Source organism: Nonomuraea aurantiaca (assembly GCF_020215705.1).
In the GTDB taxonomy this organism is placed as follows: domain Bacteria; phylum Actinomycetota; class Actinomycetes; order Streptosporangiales; family Streptosporangiaceae; genus Nonomuraea; species Nonomuraea aurantiaca.
Genome location: NZ_JAIWNB010000004.1, coordinates 416,920 through 431,119, shown reverse-complemented (window position 1 = coordinate 431,119; position 14,200 = coordinate 416,920). Strand labels below are relative to the sequence as shown.

Below are 14,200 nucleotides of genomic sequence, written 5' to 3'. Positions count from 1 at the left end.
ACGGCAAAGCGCCCAGTCCAGTCACCATCGAAGGTTGTACGTGTCAGACGATTCTGCCAAGACGGGCCGCGTGCGGCTCGCGCGCGGGGTGTCCCCGTGGCTCTTCCCCACCGTCGCCGCCGCGGCCACCACCGCGCTGCTGACGCGCCGGGACCGTCGATGGGCGCTGGCGGCCGTGCCGCTGGGCGCCCTCACCGGTGCCATGCTCTGGTTCTTCCGTGACCCGGACCGCACGCCGGGCGAGGGGCGGATCCTGTCACCGGCCGACGGCGTCGTGCAGAGCATCGACCCGCAGGCCGATGGGCGCACCCGCGTCGCGATCTTCATGAGTCCGCTGAACGTCCATGTCAACAGGGCCCCCCTTGCGGGAAATGTCACCTCCGTGCAGCATGTGGCGGGTGGCTTCCTGCCGGCTTTCAACAAGGACAGCGACCAGAACGAACGCGTGGTGTGGCATTTCTCGACGGCGCTCGGCGACGTCGAGATGGTGCAGATCGCAGGCGCGGTGGCGCGCAGGATCGTGCCATACGTGACCGTCGGCGCCAAGGTCTCGCAGACCGAGCGGATCGGGCTCATCAGGTTCGGTTCGCGGGTCGACATCTACCTTCCCGAAGGGATCACGTCCGCGGTGTCCGTGGGCGAGAAGACGGTTGCGGGGGTGACCAGAATTGACCGCGGCTGACGCCGGCAGCTGGCAGGCCGACGACGAAGAACCTCGAGGACCCGTCGGCAAGGCGTTCCGCCTGTCCGCGGCGGACTCGCTCTCGCTGGGCAACGCCATCTGCGGGTTCCTCGCGGTATGCGTCCTGGCCTCATCGGCGATCCAGTCGCTCAAGGCCGGGGGCGACTTCACGCCCGCGCCGAGCTACTTCGCGACCGCCGTGGTGCTCCTGCTCATCGGCGCCACCTGCGACCTGTTCGACGGCCTGGTCGCGCGGCGCTTCCGCGCCTCCGCCATGGGCGCCGAGCTCGACAACCTCGCCGACGTGATCAGCTTCGGGTTCGCGCCCGCGTTCATGGTCGTGATCTGGGGTGGTTTCACGGACAAGGTGCCGTTCACCGCGGTGGTGGCCGCCGCCGCGGCGGTGCTGGTCGCCGGCGTCGTACGGCTGGCCAGGTTCGCCTGCGTCAAGACCAAGAGCGGCGACTTCATGGGCCTGCCCATTCCCATGGGCGCCATGACCGTCATCTCGATCGTGATGCTGTTCCAGCCGAGCGTCTACTCGTTGCTCGCGGTGCTCGGCGTGGCCTGGCTGATGGTGAGCCGGATCGAATACCCCAAGCCCAAGGGGCAGCTCGCCGCGGTCGTGCTCGGGTGGATCATGATCAATGTGGCCTTCCTGACCTTCTGGGTGGCCTGGCCCGAGGGCGGCGACCTGCCCATCAAGATCGGTGCCACCATGCAGATCGCGCTCGTGGCGGCGATCCCCCTGCGGGTGCTGTTCTACAAGCGTGAGCAGCGCAAGGAAGCCGAGCGCATCGGCAGCTGAGCGGATACGTCCGCCGTCATCCGGGTGGTGATGGAGCCATGTCGGCCACGCCGCGCGAGCACACGCGAACGTACTTTCTCGCGAAGCTGGCCAGGGAGCTGGAGTTGCACGGGCTGACCACCACGCTGCTGCCCTACCCGCCGGCGCTGCGGGTCAGCGACCCCGACACCGTGCTGCTGGTCGAGACCGTCGACTGCGTGCCGTTGCCGGAGGGGTGGTTCTACCGCTGGTCGTGGGGCGAGGTCGTGGGCCTCGCCGACGATCCCGCCCTGGCGGCCCAGCGGATCGCCCGAGTCCTGGCGAACCGCTGACGTCGGCGGGTTTACCAGCCTCGGGCCTTCCATTCCGGCAGGGAGGGGCGCTCGGCGCCGAGCGTGGTGTCCTTGCCGTGGCCCGGGTACACCCACGTGTCGTCGGGCAGCCGGTCGAAGATCCGCTCGACGACGTCGCCGTAGAGCTGGGCGAACCGCTCCGGGTCCTTCTGCGTGTTGCCCACCCCGCCCGGGAAGAGCGAGTCGCCGGTGAACAGGTGTCTCCCCTCGTCGCCGCCGTCGTACAGCAGGGCGATCGAACCCGGCGTGTGGCCGCGCAGGTGGATCACCTCGAGGTCGACCACGCCGACCGTGATCCTGTCGCCGTGCTCGACCGTGCGGTCCACCGGGACCGGCAGGCCGGGCGCGTCGAGCGGGTGCGCGATCACCTGGGCGCCCGTCACCTTGGTCACCTGCTCCAGCGCCTGCCAGTGGTCGCCGTGCTGGTGGGTCGTGACGATCGCGCTGATCGGCTGGTCGGAGATGAGCGCCAGCAGCCGGTCGGCCTCCGCGGCGGCGTCGATCAGCAGGCCGTCGCCGGTCTCGGTGCAGCGCAGCAGATAGGCGTTGTTGTCGAACGGCCCCACTGCCAGCTTGTAGATCGCCAGCTTCGAGAGCTCGCGTACGTCGGCGGGACCGCCGACCTGGACGTCACCTGTGTAGGTCATGGGTAGTCCTTCGGGGGCGTCGCGGGCAGATCAGCGGGGGCGGGCATCGTCATCCAGGGCGGCGCCACGGGAACCGGCGTTGACAGCCGCCCCTCTGTCACCACCCTAACGCCCGTGCCGTCGGATCTCCCGATGAGCCATGCCAGAACGTCGGCCGCGTCGCCCTCGACCGCCGGGCCGGGGCCCAGGTCGCGCCACGTCCGCCCGCCGCGCAGGGTGATCTCGCTGACGGTGCTCTGCCCGTAGGGCCAGCACCGCAGGCAGTCGTGGAGCTCCCGGTGGACGAACGTCTCCGGCCAGTCCGCCGGGCCGTACCCTGCGGCGAGGTCCACGTGGTGCACTTCGACCTCACGCAGCCGCCGTACGAGGATGTACCAGGCGGGGTGCGGCGGCGGGCGCATGCCCGAGACGGTCGCCCGCCACGCCGCCTCCGGGAGGTCATGGACCGCGGCGGCCAGCCGGGCGTCGGCGGCTGCCAGCTCGGCGACGTGTTCGGCGGGGGTACGCCCCGCGCCCGCCTCGATGCCCGTCTCCCGCGCCGCGTCGGTCGGGTACTGAGGTGTCTCGACGCCGGTCCTGGCCCAGGTCAGCAGGTTGATGTGGCTGTCGGCGTTCCCCGCCACGTGGGCGAGCACGTGGCCCCTGGACCAGCCGGGAAGGAGGGAGGGCGCGGCGATGTCGTCCTCGGTGAGGGAAGCCGCCGTGGCCAGGAAACGGGCGGTCGACGCGGCCAGCTCGGCCTGGAGCGTCAGCAGAACGGTCATGCCGGATATTTCATCATCCGGTGGTTGCGAGGGCTGCTGGGGGCATAAAATAGCTGGTCAAGCGGTTGACAAGTAAAGGCCACCTGCAGGGGTGGGAGTAGGCCGTAACCTGGTAGCGACGGATTTTCGGGGTTCGACGAGCGGGCCGCCGAAATTGTCGGAGCCCCCGTCTACCATCCCCCGTGGACCTATCCGCCTTTCGACATCCGGGATCGCCGTGGCAGACCGCCTGATCGTGCGTGGTGCACGTGAACACAACCTCAAAGACGTCTCGCTGGACCTGCCGCGAGACTCTCTGATCGTCTTCACCGGCCTGTCCGGCTCGGGCAAGTCGAGCCTGGCCTTCGACACGATCTTCGCTGAGGGTCAGCGGCGCTACGTCGAGTCGTTGTCGGCTTACGCTCGCCAGTTCCTCGGCCAGATGGACAAGCCCGACGTGGACTTCATCGAGGGCCTGTCGCCCGCGGTGTCGATCGACCAGAAGGCCACCAGCAAGAACCCCCGCTCGACCGTCGGCACGATCACCGAGGTCTACGACTACCTGAGGCTGCTGTGGGCGCGCATCGGCAAGCCCCACTGCCCGGTGTGCGCGCGGCCGATCGCCCGGCAGATGCCGCAGCAGATCGTCGACCGCGTGATGGACCTGGAGGAGGGCACCCGCTTCCAGGTGCTGGCCCCGGTCGTCAGGGGCCGCAAGGGCGAATACGCCGAGCTGTTCCGAGAGCTGCAGACCAAGGGCTTCGCGCGGGCGCGGGTCGACGGCGTGGTCATCCGGCTGGAGGAGCCGCCCACGCTGAAGAAGCAGGAGAAGCACGACATCGAGGTCATCGTCGACCGGCTGTCGGTGAAGGAGTCGTCGCGCCGACGGCTCACCGACTCGGTCGAGACCGCGTTGCAGCTGTCCGGCGGCACGATCACGCTGGAGTTCGTCGATCTGCCCGAGGGCGATCCCAACCGCGAGCGCTTCTACTCCGAGCACCTCTACTGCCCCTATGACGACCTGTCGTTCGAGGAGCTGGAGCCCCGCTCGTTCTCCTTCAACTCCCCCTTCGGCGCCTGCCCGGAGTGCACGGGGCTCGGCACCAAGATGGAGGTCGACCCCGACCTGGTCGTACCCGATCCGGAGGCCACGCTCCGAGACGGCGCGCTGCACCCCTGGTCGGGCGGCCACACCAGCGAATACTTCGTCAGGCTCGTCGAGGCACTGGGTCACACGATGGGCTTCACCCTCGACACGCCGTGGGAGAAGCTGCCCAAGGCCGCGCAGAAGTCCCTGCTGTTCGGCCACGACGAGCAGGTGCACGTCCGCTACAGCAACCGCTACGGCAGGCAGCGCTCCTACTACACGACCTACGAGGGCGTCATCCCGTGGGTCCAGCGCCGGCACGTCGAAGCGGAGAGCGACTCGACCCGCGAGCGGTTCGAGGGCTACATGCGCGAGATCCCCTGCCCGGCCTGCAAGGGCGCCAGGCTCAAGCCGGTCACGCTGGCCGTCACCGTGGCGGACAAGTCGATCGCCGAGGTCTCGTCCATGTCGATCGGCGAGTGCGCGGAGTTCCTCTCCGAGCTCAAGCTGTCCGATCGCGACATGCAGATCGCCGAGCGGGTGGTCAAGGAGATCAACGCCCGCATGGGCTTCCTGCTCGACGTCGGCCTCGACTACCTGACCATGGACCGCGCCGCCGCCACCCTGGCGGGCGGCGAGGCTCAGCGCATCCGGCTGGCCACCCAGATCGGCTCCGGCCTGGTCGGCGTCCTGTACGTCCTGGACGAGCCGTCGATCGGCCTGCATCAGCGCGACAACATGCGGCTGCTCGACACCCTGATCAGGCTGCGTGACATGGGCAACACGCTGATCGTCGTCGAGCACGACGAGGACACGATCGCGGCCGCCGACTGGGTGGTCGACATCGGTCCGGGCGCGGGCGAGCACGGCGGCCAGGTCGTCGTGTCCGGCACCGTCCAGGAGTTGCTGGCCAGCGAAGAGTCGATGACCGGCCAATACCTGTCCGGGCGCAGGAGCATCCCGATTCCCGCCAAGCGCCGCAAGCGCGACAGGAAGCGGCAGATCACGGTCAAGGGCGCGCGCGAGCACAACCTCAAAGGCGTCGACATCGAGTTCCCGCTCGGCGTGTTCACCGCGGTCACCGGCGTGTCGGGGTCCGGCAAGTCGACCTTGGTCAACGACATCCTCTACAACGCGCTGGCCAAAGAGCTCAACGGCGCACGCACCGTGCCGGGGCGGCACTCCCGGATCAACGGCATGGACCAGGTCGACAAGGTCGTCCACGTCGACCAGTCGCCGATCGGGCGCACCCCGCGCTCCAACCCGGCCACCTACACCGGCGTGTTCGACCACGTACGCAAGCTGTTCGCGGCCACCACCGAGGCGAAGGTGCGCGGCTACCAGCCGGGACGCTTCAGCTTCAACGTCAAGGGCGGCCGCTGCGAGGCGTGCGCGGGCGACGGCACCATCAAGATCGAGATGAACTTCCTGCCCGACGTGTACGTCCCCTGCGAGGTCTGCCACGGCGCCCGCTACAACCGGGAGACGCTGGAGGTCCACTACAAGGGCAAGACGATCTCCGAGGTGCTCGACATGCCGATCGAGGAGGCGCTCGGCTTCTTCGACGCGATCCCGGCGATCAAGCGCCACCTGCAGACGCTCAACGACGTCGGGCTCGGCTACGTACGGCTCGGCCAGCCCGCCACCACCCTGTCCGGCGGCGAGGCGCAGCGCGTCAAGCTGGCCTCCGAGCTGCAGCGGCGGCAGACGGGGCGGACGATCTACGTGCTCGACGAACCGACCACCGGGCTGCACTTCGAGGACATCCGGCGGCTGCTCGGGGTGCTCGGGCGGCTGGTCGACGGCGGCAACACGGTGATCGTCATCGAGCACAACCTCGACGTCATCAAGACGGCCGACTGGGTGATCGACATGGGGCCCGAGGGTGGCTCGCGGGGCGGCACGCTGGTCGCCACGGGGACGCCTGAGGAGATCGCGCTGGTGGACGAGAGTCACACGGGGCGCTTCCTACGCAAGATCCTTTCGCTCTGAGGTTGTTCTTCTGAAGGGGCCTTTCTGTGCGGCGGGTGGCCGCCGTACAGAACCCCCTGGGACCGGCCGTGTCCGTCGGCACCGTCGGGGCGCGGCCAGGTAGTGGCCGGGGCTGAGGGCACGCGGATCCTTGAAAGGGCGTCATAGGGTGCCGGGCGGGCGTTTAACGGCCGGGTGTCAGCGGCCGGGCGGGACCGCGGGGTCTACGTCGGGAGATGCTCGGTGGCTCGGGATCCGCGGCCTCGCCGGATGACCCGGAGGGGGGACCGAGGGGTGCCGGCAATAAAGTTGACCCGACGATAGCGGCCTGGCCTGCAGGGGGTCAGTGGCCACGGGGAAGGGTCGGCACCATGGGGATTACGGAGCTGGGCAGCGCCATGCCCGGAATCGGGCGTCGCGAGGCGCTGGGCGCGGCCGGACTGGCGGCGTGCGGTCTCGCGGTCGCGGGGTGCGGCGGCGGCGCCAGCGTGGAGCCGGCCGGGATCAAGGGGCAGGAGCTCGCCAAGACCGCGGACGTTCCCGTGGGCGGGGGCGTCCTGGTGGAGAAGTACAAGATCGTGGTCACCCAGCCGGCGAAGGGCGTCTTCAAGGCCTTCAGCGCGGTCTGCACGCACAAAGGCTGCACCGTCGGCTCGCCCGAGGAGAACGTGATCACGTGCGGGTGCCACGGCAGCGAGTTCGCCGCCGACAGCGGCAAGGCGCTCAAGGGCCCGGCGACCGCGCCGCTCGTGGCCTATCAGATCAAGGTCGTGGGTGACGGCGTCGTGGTGGCGTGAACAGGTAATTCTGCGTGGTTCCCAGGATTGGCGTACGGCACGCTGAACCGGCGCGAGGGCGCTGGCCGTACCTGAAGTGAGAACTAGACCTGGGAGGACGCACCATGACCGAAACGACGCGCCGGGCGGTGGTGCTCGGGGCCGGAGGCGCCGGGCTCGCAGTGGTGATGACCGCTTGTGCGAGCTACGGCTCGCCGACGGCCCAACCGAGTGAGGCACCCCCGGCCGACGAGCCGTCGTCCGCGGCCCCGAAGAAGAAGAAAGCCGCCGGCAAGGCGCTCGCCGAAACCGGCGACATCCCCAGCGGGGGCGGGAAGGTCTTCGAGAGCCAGAAGGTGGTCGTCACCCAGCCGACGGAGGGGGAGTTCAAGGCGTTCACGGCGATCTGCACCCATCAGGGATGCACGGTCGACGAGGTCGCTGACGGCACCATCAACTGCCCGTGCCACGGGAGCAAGTTCAAGATCTCGGACGGTTCCGTCGCAGGTGGCCCGGCTTCCAAGCCGCTCGCGGAGAAGAAGATCAAGGTCAGCGACGGCAAGATCACGCTCGCCTAGCGGGTCCTCATGAATTTCTCACCTGTGTGCGGTTGGGTGAGCTCATGGGAGATGACTTTCAGAGTCGCAGAGCGATGATCGCCGGTGTGGGCGCGGGTGGCCTGACACTGGCGCTGACCGCGTGTGGCAGTAACGACGCCGCGAGCGGCGCGCAGACCTCGACCGCCACGACGCAGTCGAGTGCTCCGGCGGCCGCGGGTGGCGCATTGGCGAAGACCTCCGACATCCCCGTCGGTGGGGGGACGGTCTTCAAGGAGCAGAAGGTGGTGGTGGTGCAGCCCAAGTCGGGCGAGTTCAAGGCGTTCAGCGCGATCTGCACCCACCAGGGCTGTACGGTCGGCGGCGTCGCGAACGGGATGATCGACTGCCCGTGCCACGGCAGCAAGTTCAAGATCGACGACGGATCCGTCACCGCCGGACCGGCCAAGAAGCCGCTTCCCGAGAAGCAGATCAAGGTTGAGGGAGACCAGATCACGCTCGCCTAGGCGCATGCCCGCCGTGCCAGGACGCCTGGTACGGCGGGCCACCTTGTCGGTGTGGCCCGTTACTCTTTGAACGTGGCGAGATCAGCGCGCAGTCCCCTGAGTTTCCGCCCCCAGTCGGGCTCCATTCCCGACTCTCCGGGGGTCTACCGGTTCAGGGACGCGCATGGCCGGGTGATCTACGTCGGCAAGGCCAAGAGCCTGCGGCAGCGGCTCAACTCCTACTTCGCCGACTTCTCCGCGCTGCATCCGCGCACCCAGACCATGCTCACCACCGCCGCCGACGTCGACTGGACGGTGGTCGGCACCGAGGTCGAGGCGCTGCAGCTCGAATACTCCTGGATCAAGGAGTTCGACCCCCGCTTCAACGTCAAATACCGCGACGACAAGTCCTACCCCTACCTCGCCGTCACCATGGGCGAGGACTTCCCGCGTGTGCAGGTCATGCGGGGCGCCAAGCGCAAGGGCACCCGTTACTTCGGCCCCTACTCGCACGCCTGGGCCATCCGCGAGACCGTCGATCTACTGCTGCGCGTCTTTCCCGTCCGCACGTGCAGCGCGGGGGTGTTCAAGCGGGCCGGGCAGATCGGCCGGCCGTGCCTGCTCGGCTACATCGACAAGTGCTCGGCGCCGTGTGTGGGCCGGGTCACCCCGGACGAGCACCTGGCCCTGGCCGAAGACTTCTGCGACTTCATGGCCGGCAACACCGGCCGCTTCATCAAGCGGCTGGAGCGCGACATGCGCGAGGCCGCCGCGGCGCAGGAATACGAGCGGGCCGCCAGGCTCCGCGATGACATCCAGGCGCTGCAGCGCGCGCTCGAGAAGCAGGCCGTCGTCCTCGGCGAGGGCACCGACGCCGACGTGATCGCGCTGGCCGAAGATCCCCTCGAAGCCGCCGTCCAGGTCTTCTACGTGCGTGGCGGCCGCATCCGCGGCCAGCGCGGCTGGGTGGTCGACAAGGTCGAGGAGAGCTCGCCGGGTGAGCTGGTCGAGCAGTTCCTGCTGCAGATGTACGGCGAGGCGGGCGCCGAGTCGATGCCCCGCGAGGTCCTGGTCCCCGTGCTCCCGCCCGACAACGAGGCGATCACCGAGCTGCTGTCGGAGCAGCGCCGCGCCCGGGTCGAGGTCCGGGTGCCGCAGCGCGGCGACAAGAAGTCGCTGATGGAGACCGTCGAGCGCAACGCGAAGGAGTCGCTCGCCCAGCACAAGATCCGCCGGGCCGGCGACCTGACCACCCGCAGCAAGGCGCTGCAGGAGATCGCCGACGCGCTCGACCTCGACCAGGTGCCGCTGCGCGTCGAGTGCTACGACGTCTCCCACCTGCAGGGCGAGAACGTCGTGGCGTCGATGGTGGTCTTCGAGGACGGCCTGGCCCGCAAGAGCGAATACCGCCGCTTCGCCGTCAGGACCAAGGAAGGCGACGTCGCCTCCATCTACGAGGTCATCCAGCGGCGCTTCCGGCGCTACCTGGAGGAGCGCTCGGCCACCGGGGAGCTGGCGGCCGACGACGACGCCGACGGACCCAACGGGCCCATCGATCCGGAGACCGGAAAGCCGCGCAAGTTCGCCTACCCGCCCAACCTGGTCGTGGTCGACGGCGCGGGCCCTCAGGCGGCCGCCGCCCAGCGGGCGCTCGACGAGCTCGGCATCGATGACGTCGCCGTGTGCGGCCTGGCCAAGCGGCTCGAAGAGGTGTGGCTGCCCGGCGACGATCAGCCGGTGATCCTGCCGCGCTCCAGTGAGGGCCTCTACCTGCTGCAACGCGTGCGGGACGAGGCACACAGGTTCGCCATCACCTACCATCGTGCTAAGAGGTCCAAGACCGTGAAGGAGAGCGCGCTCGACACCGTGCCCGGCCTCGGACCGGCGCGCAGGCAGGCGCTGCTCAAACACTTCGGCTCCGTGAAGAAGCTGCGCGAGGCCACCGCCGCCGAGATGTGCGAGGTCCCCGGCATCGGCCCGGCCATCGCCGAGGTGATCGCGTCGACGCTGAAGGGGGAGGGACAGTGAGCCCGCCGAACGGAGTGAGGCAATGAACACCGAGCCGGCGTTCGTCATCGTCACCGGCATGTCAGGCGCGGGCCGCAGCACCGCGGCCAAGGCGTTGGAAGACCTGGGCTGGTTCGTCATCGACAACCTGCCGCCGGGGCTGCTGTTCGCCATGGCGGAGGAGGCGGGCAAGGTCAAGCTGGCCGCCGACAAGGTGGCCGCCGTCGTCGACGTGCGCAGCCTGGCCTTCACCAGCGACCTCAACGCCGCCATCGAAGAGCTCGAGGGCCGCGGTGTGCGGGTGCGCGTGGTCTTCCTGGAGGCCAGCGACGAAGGGCTGGTGCGCAGGTTCGAGAACGTACGCAGACCCCACCCGCTCCAGGGCGAGGGCCGGCTCGTCGACGGCATCGCCCGCGAGCGCGGCATCCTGCGCGAGGTGCGGGCCAACGCCGACCTGGTGATCGACACCTCCTCGCTCAACGTGCACGAGCTGCGCAACAAGATCGTCAACTTCTTCGGCGGTGACGACCGGCCGGGGCTGCGGCTCAACGTGGTCTCGTTCGGCTTCAAGTACGGCCTGCCGGTCGACGCCGACCTCGTGGTCGACTGCCGGTTCCTGCCCAACCCGCACTGGGTGCCGGATCTGCGGCCGATGAACGGGCTCGACGCGCCGGTGCGCGACTACGTGCTCGGCCAGCCGGGAGCCAAGGAGTTCCTCGACGCGTACGAGGAGGTCCTGCAGGTGATCGCCGCCGGTTACGCGCGCGAGGGCAAGAGCTACGCCACGCTGGCGGTGGGCTGTACGGGTGGCAAGCACCGCAGCGTGGCGATGGCCGAGCAGGTCGCCGGCCGCCTGCGTGACCGCGGCATGGAAGTCCAGGTCAGCCACCGGGATGTGGGGCGGGAGTGACCGATGAGGGCCAAGACCAGGCTGACGCGGTCATGGGCGCTGCTGCGCCGGACGACGGGGTCGTAGCGGAGGCGGCGCCGGGTGAGGCGGCCGTAGCCGGTGCGGCGGTCGCAGCTCGGGCGGAGTCGGGTGAGGCGGTCATAGGCGAGGCGGCGCTGAGTGACGGGGTCGCAGGCGGCGCGGTGCCGGATGACCGGCCGCGGGTGGTGGCGCTGGGCGGGGGGCATGGGCTCTATGCCTCGCTGTCGGCGCTGCGCGGCGTGGTGGGCGAGCTGACCGCGGTGGTGACGGTCGCCGACGACGGCGGCTCCAGCGGGCGGCTCAGGCGCGAGCTGGGCGTACTCCCTCCCGGTGACCTGCGCATGGCGCTCGCCGCGCTCTGCGGCGACGACGAGTGGGGGAGCACCTGGAGCGAGGTCGTCCAGCACCGCTTCCGCAGTGAGGGCGACCTGCACGGCCACGCCGTCGGCAACCTGCTCATCGTGGCGCTGTGGGAGCTGCTCGGCGACCCCGTGGCGGGGCTCGACTGGGTGGGCCGGCTGCTCGGCGCCCACGGCAGGGTGCTGCCGATGGCGTCGGTGCCGCTGGACATCGTGGCCGAGGTGGAGCTCGACGGCGTCACCTCGACCGTACGCGGGCAGGTGGCCTGCGCGCTGACCCCCGGCCGGGTGCAGGCCATCTCGCTGGTGCCGGAGGACCCGCCGGCGCGGCCCGAGGCCGTACGCGCCGTGCTGGAGGCCGACTGGCTGGTGTTCGGGCCCGGGTCGTGGTTCACCAGCGTGTTACCGCATCTCAAGGTGCCCGAGCTGGCTCGGGCGCTGCACGAGTCGAAGGCCCAGCGGCTGGTCACGCTCAACCTGGCGCCGCAGCCCGGCGAGACCGACGACTTCTCACCCCAGCAGCACCTGGAGGTGCTCCGGCAGCACGCGCCCGGCCTGCGCGTCGACGTCGTGCTCGCCGACACCGGCGTGGTCGACGACCGCGACGCTCTGGAGAAGGCCGCCACCGCGCTCGGCGGGCGGCTCGTCATGGCCGACGTCGCGGCCGCCGACGGCTCCCCCCGGCATGACTCACGACGTCTTGCCTCCGTCCTGGACGAGATTTTCCTCCAGAAGCGTTGATCCTGGTCGGCGCGGCGCAAAGGTGCGAGACACTGCTGAGAGCCGGTCTGAATGGGGGAGGACTAACGCTTATGGCGATGACGGGTGTGGTGAAGGACGAGCTGAGCCGCCTGCCAGTGCTGAAGCCTTGCTGCCGGAAGGCGGAGGTGTCGACGCTGTTGCGGTTCGCCAGCGGGCTGCACCTGGTGGGCGGGCGCATCGTGATCGAGGCGGAGCTCGACACCAACGCCACCGCACGGCGGCTGATCAAGGACATCGGGGAGGTGTTCGGTCACAAGGCCGAAGTGCTCGTGCTGGCACCCGCCGGGCTGCGCAAGGGCTCACGCTATGTCGTGCGCGTCTACCGCGACGGCGAGGCGCTGGCCCGGCAGACGGGTCTCATCGACAACCACGGGCGCCCGGTCCGCGGCCTGCCTCGTCAGGTGGTGGCGGGGGCCGCTTGCGACGCCGAGGCCGCGTGGCGCGGGGCGTTCCTGGCGCACGGCTCGCTGACCGAGCCGGGGCGCTCCATGTCGCTGGAGGTCACCTGCCCGGGGCCCGAGGCGGCGCTGGCGCTGGTGGGGTCGGCGCGGCGGCTCAAGATCCACGCCAAGGCGCGGGAGGTGCGGGGCGTCGACCGGGTGGTGGTGCGCGACGGCGACGCCATCAGCGCGCTGCTGACGCGGCTCGGCGCGCACGACAGCGTGCTGGCCTGGGAAGAACGCCGGATGCGCCGCGAGGTGCGGGCCACGGCCAACCGGCTCGCCAACTTCGACGACGCCAACCTGCGCCGCTCGGCGCGGGCCGCGGTGGCGGCGGGGGCGCGGGTGCAGCGGGCGCTGGAGATCCTGGGCGACGAGGCGCCCGACCACCTGGTGATCGCGGGGCGGCTGCGGGTGGAGCACAAGCAGGCGTCCCTGGAGGAGCTGGGGCAGATCGCCGATCCGCCGCTGACGAAGGACGCGATCGCCGGACGCATCCGGCGACTGCTGGCGATGGCCGACAAACGCGCCACCGACCTGGGCATCCCCAACACCGAGGCCAACCTCACCGTGGACATGCTCGCCCAGTGAGGGGCGCTTCTCCGCGCGGCCTCCGCGCGGTGCGGTGGGCCGGTGCGGCGTTCTCTGTGCGGGCGGCGGATCGGTGTCTGTCGGCAGGTGAGTGCGGGTATGCGACTGGGTGCGTTGCGGGAGGGTCTTCGCGGCAGGACTGTTCTGAGGGTTCTGGGCTTCCCGAGCGGGGTTCTCTCCGTGGTGCTCTGCCGTGCGTGTCCTTCCGTCAAGGCGGTTCATGCGTTACGGCACGGCACGGTGGGCGCCGATCGCCGTCGTGGGCTGGGCCCTGTCCAGGGGAACGCTCCTCCGGTGGGGGGACTTCCCGCCGTGACGTGCGCATGCTTGGCCGGTCTCCGTGGATCGGGCCGGTGAGCCGACTCAGGCGCGGCCCGAGTCTCTCGGCGTGAAGAGGTCGCCCGTGGGGCGTGAGGGGTTGGTGGGGCTTTGCAGGGGTTCGAAGGGGGCCCGGTATTCCGGTTCGGCCGGGGTCGGGTCGTCCTCCGGTGGGGTGAGGGAGGCTCGGCGGGCTCGTACGCGGCCTACCCGTACCCGTACGAGGAAATAGGCCGTCAAGGCCGCCACCGCCAGCGGGAGCCAGGGCTCCCACGAGTCCTTCAGCGAGGGCCAGAGACTGGTCAGCTCGGCCGGGAAGTTGGTCACGAGGCGGTCGAGGCTCAGGTCGGGCCGGCCGCCAGTGCTCGCCGCGCGGGCGGTGGCCCACCCCAGGGCCACCGCCGCCACCGCGCAGAGCGCCGACCACCACGGCAGGAGCCGGCTGCCCGGCCTGAACAGACATACCAGGAGGGACAGGAGGAGCGCCGCGGCGAAGGCGATCGTGGTCATGGCCCAGAGGCCGTCGCCGGCGGTCAGGAAGGCAGCCGGGATGAAGCGGTCTCCGTAGAGGAGTGCCGCCGCTTGCGCGATGGCGCAGATGAGCGTGGCTACGAAACCCACGACCAGGCCAGACAGCAGGCCGGACCTAGGTTGTGACATCTCAGCCCCCAGAGAATGCCGGAACTTACTCCGATGAGTCGGGC

14 protein-coding genes are annotated in these 14,200 nt (G+C 70.0%); 11 read left to right on the top strand and 3 right to left on the bottom strand.

Translation table 11 applies throughout. The features are described from left to right. Window positions 1–40 precede the first annotated feature (40 nt). Genes LDL49_RS13900 through LDL49_RS13890 form a run of 3 tightly spaced genes read left to right on the top strand, consistent with a single transcriptional unit; the run spans window position 41 to window position 1,801 of the window. Complete coding sequence (locus LDL49_RS13900; protein WP_225291419.1) at window positions 41–682, top strand: phosphatidylserine decarboxylase; 642 nt, start codon at window positions 41–43, stop codon at window positions 680–682. After that, a complete protein-coding gene (gene pssA, locus LDL49_RS13895; protein ID WP_225291418.1) occupies window positions 669–1,490 on the top strand; it encodes a CDP-diacylglycerol--serine O-phosphatidyltransferase in 822 nt (273 codons plus the stop codon). Before LDL49_RS13900 ends, pssA begins: the two co-directional genes overlap by 14 nt. A 38-nt stretch (window positions 1,491–1,528) precedes the next feature. After that, a complete protein-coding gene (locus LDL49_RS13890) occupies window positions 1,529–1,801 on the top strand; it encodes a hypothetical protein (protein WP_225291417.1) in 273 nt (90 codons plus the stop codon). Window positions 1,802–1,812: 11 nt separating this feature from the next. Here LDL49_RS13890 and LDL49_RS13885 read toward each other — a convergent pair whose 3' ends face one another. Beyond that, a complete protein-coding gene (locus tag LDL49_RS13885) occupies window positions 1,813–2,469 on the bottom strand; it encodes an MBL fold metallo-hydrolase (RefSeq protein ID WP_225291416.1) in 657 nt (218 codons plus the stop codon). Further along, window positions 2,466–3,233 (bottom strand): maleylpyruvate isomerase family mycothiol-dependent enzyme, encoded by a 768-nt coding sequence (locus LDL49_RS13880; RefSeq protein ID WP_225291415.1) that lies wholly within the window; start codon window positions 3,231–3,233, stop codon window positions 2,466–2,468. Before LDL49_RS13880 ends, LDL49_RS13885 begins: the two co-directional genes overlap by 4 nt. A 217-nt stretch (window positions 3,234–3,450) precedes the next feature. On the opposite strand from LDL49_RS13880, the gene uvrA reads away from it, so the two are divergent. The 8 genes from uvrA (at window position 3,451) to whiA (ending at window position 13,178) form a co-directional block, all read left to right on the top strand. Further along, window positions 3,451–6,291, top strand: a complete 2,841-nt coding sequence (gene uvrA / locus LDL49_RS13875; RefSeq protein ID WP_225291414.1) for an excinuclease ABC subunit UvrA — start codon at window positions 3,451–3,453, stop codon at window positions 6,289–6,291. A 350-nt stretch (window positions 6,292–6,641) separates the two neighbouring features. Next, entirely contained in the window at window positions 6,642–7,067 is a 426-nt protein-coding gene (locus tag LDL49_RS13870; RefSeq protein ID WP_225291413.1) for a Rieske (2Fe-2S) protein, read from the top strand. Window positions 7,068–7,171: 104 nt separating this feature from the next. Beyond that, window positions 7,172–7,624, top strand: coding sequence for a Rieske (2Fe-2S) protein (locus LDL49_RS13865; RefSeq protein WP_225291412.1), 453 nt, complete (start codon window positions 7,172–7,174; stop codon window positions 7,622–7,624). A 44-nt stretch (window positions 7,625–7,668) separates the two neighbouring features. After that, window positions 7,669–8,109, top strand: coding sequence for a Rieske (2Fe-2S) protein (locus LDL49_RS13860; protein ID WP_225291411.1), 441 nt, complete (start codon window positions 7,669–7,671; stop codon window positions 8,107–8,109). A 96-nt stretch (window positions 8,110–8,205) separates the two neighbouring features. Further along, window positions 8,206–10,116: an excinuclease ABC subunit UvrC gene (uvrC, locus tag LDL49_RS13855; RefSeq protein WP_225291451.1), complete on the top strand. Its 1,911-nt coding sequence runs from the start codon at window positions 8,206–8,208 to the stop codon at window positions 10,114–10,116. A gap of 22 nt (window positions 10,117–10,138) precedes the next feature. After that, window positions 10,139–11,005, top strand: a complete 867-nt coding sequence (rapZ, locus tag LDL49_RS13850; protein WP_225291410.1) for an RNase adapter RapZ — start codon at window positions 10,139–10,141, stop codon at window positions 11,003–11,005. Window positions 11,006–11,208: 203 nt separating this feature from the next. Then, the gene (locus LDL49_RS13845) at window positions 11,209–12,126 is read left to right on the top strand and encodes a gluconeogenesis factor YvcK family protein (protein WP_225291450.1); all 918 of its coding nucleotides are present in this window, start codon (window positions 11,209–11,211) and stop codon (window positions 12,124–12,126) included. A 71-nt stretch (window positions 12,127–12,197) separates the two neighbouring features. After that, window positions 12,198–13,178, top strand: coding sequence for a DNA-binding protein WhiA (gene whiA / locus LDL49_RS13840; RefSeq protein WP_219528586.1), 981 nt, complete (start codon window positions 12,198–12,200; stop codon window positions 13,176–13,178). 363 nt (window positions 13,179–13,541) lie between these two features. Here whiA and LDL49_RS13835 read toward each other — a convergent pair whose 3' ends face one another. Further along, complete coding sequence (locus tag LDL49_RS13835; RefSeq protein WP_225291409.1) at window positions 13,542–14,156, bottom strand: hypothetical protein; 615 nt, start codon at window positions 14,154–14,156, stop codon at window positions 13,542–13,544. Between the last annotated feature and the right edge of the window lie 44 nt (window positions 14,157–14,200).

Coding starts and splice junctions, on each gene's coding strand:
- LDL49_RS13870 (WP_225291413.1), top strand. CDS start 6,642: ATGGGGATTACGGAGCTGGGCAGCGCCATGCCCGGAATCGGGCGTCGC.
- LDL49_RS13885 (WP_225291416.1), bottom strand. CDS start 2,469: ATGACCTACACAGGTGACGTCCAGGTCGGCGGTCCCGCCGACGTACGC.
- whiA (WP_219528586.1), top strand. CDS start 12,198: ATGGCGATGACGGGTGTGGTGAAGGACGAGCTGAGCCGCCTGCCAGTG.
- LDL49_RS13880 (WP_225291415.1), bottom strand. CDS start 3,233: ATGACCGTTCTGCTGACGCTCCAGGCCGAGCTGGCCGCGTCGACCGCC.
- LDL49_RS13890 (WP_225291417.1), top strand. CDS start 1,529: ATGTCGGCCACGCCGCGCGAGCACACGCGAACGTACTTTCTCGCGAAG.
- LDL49_RS13865 (WP_225291412.1), top strand. CDS start 7,172: ATGACCGAAACGACGCGCCGGGCGGTGGTGCTCGGGGCCGGAGGCGCC.
- rapZ (WP_225291410.1), top strand. CDS start 10,139: ATGAACACCGAGCCGGCGTTCGTCATCGTCACCGGCATGTCAGGCGCG.
- LDL49_RS13835 (WP_225291409.1), bottom strand. CDS start 14,156: ATGTCACAACCTAGGTCCGGCCTGCTGTCTGGCCTGGTCGTGGGTTTC.
- LDL49_RS13860 (WP_225291411.1), top strand. CDS start 7,669: ATGGGAGATGACTTTCAGAGTCGCAGAGCGATGATCGCCGGTGTGGGC.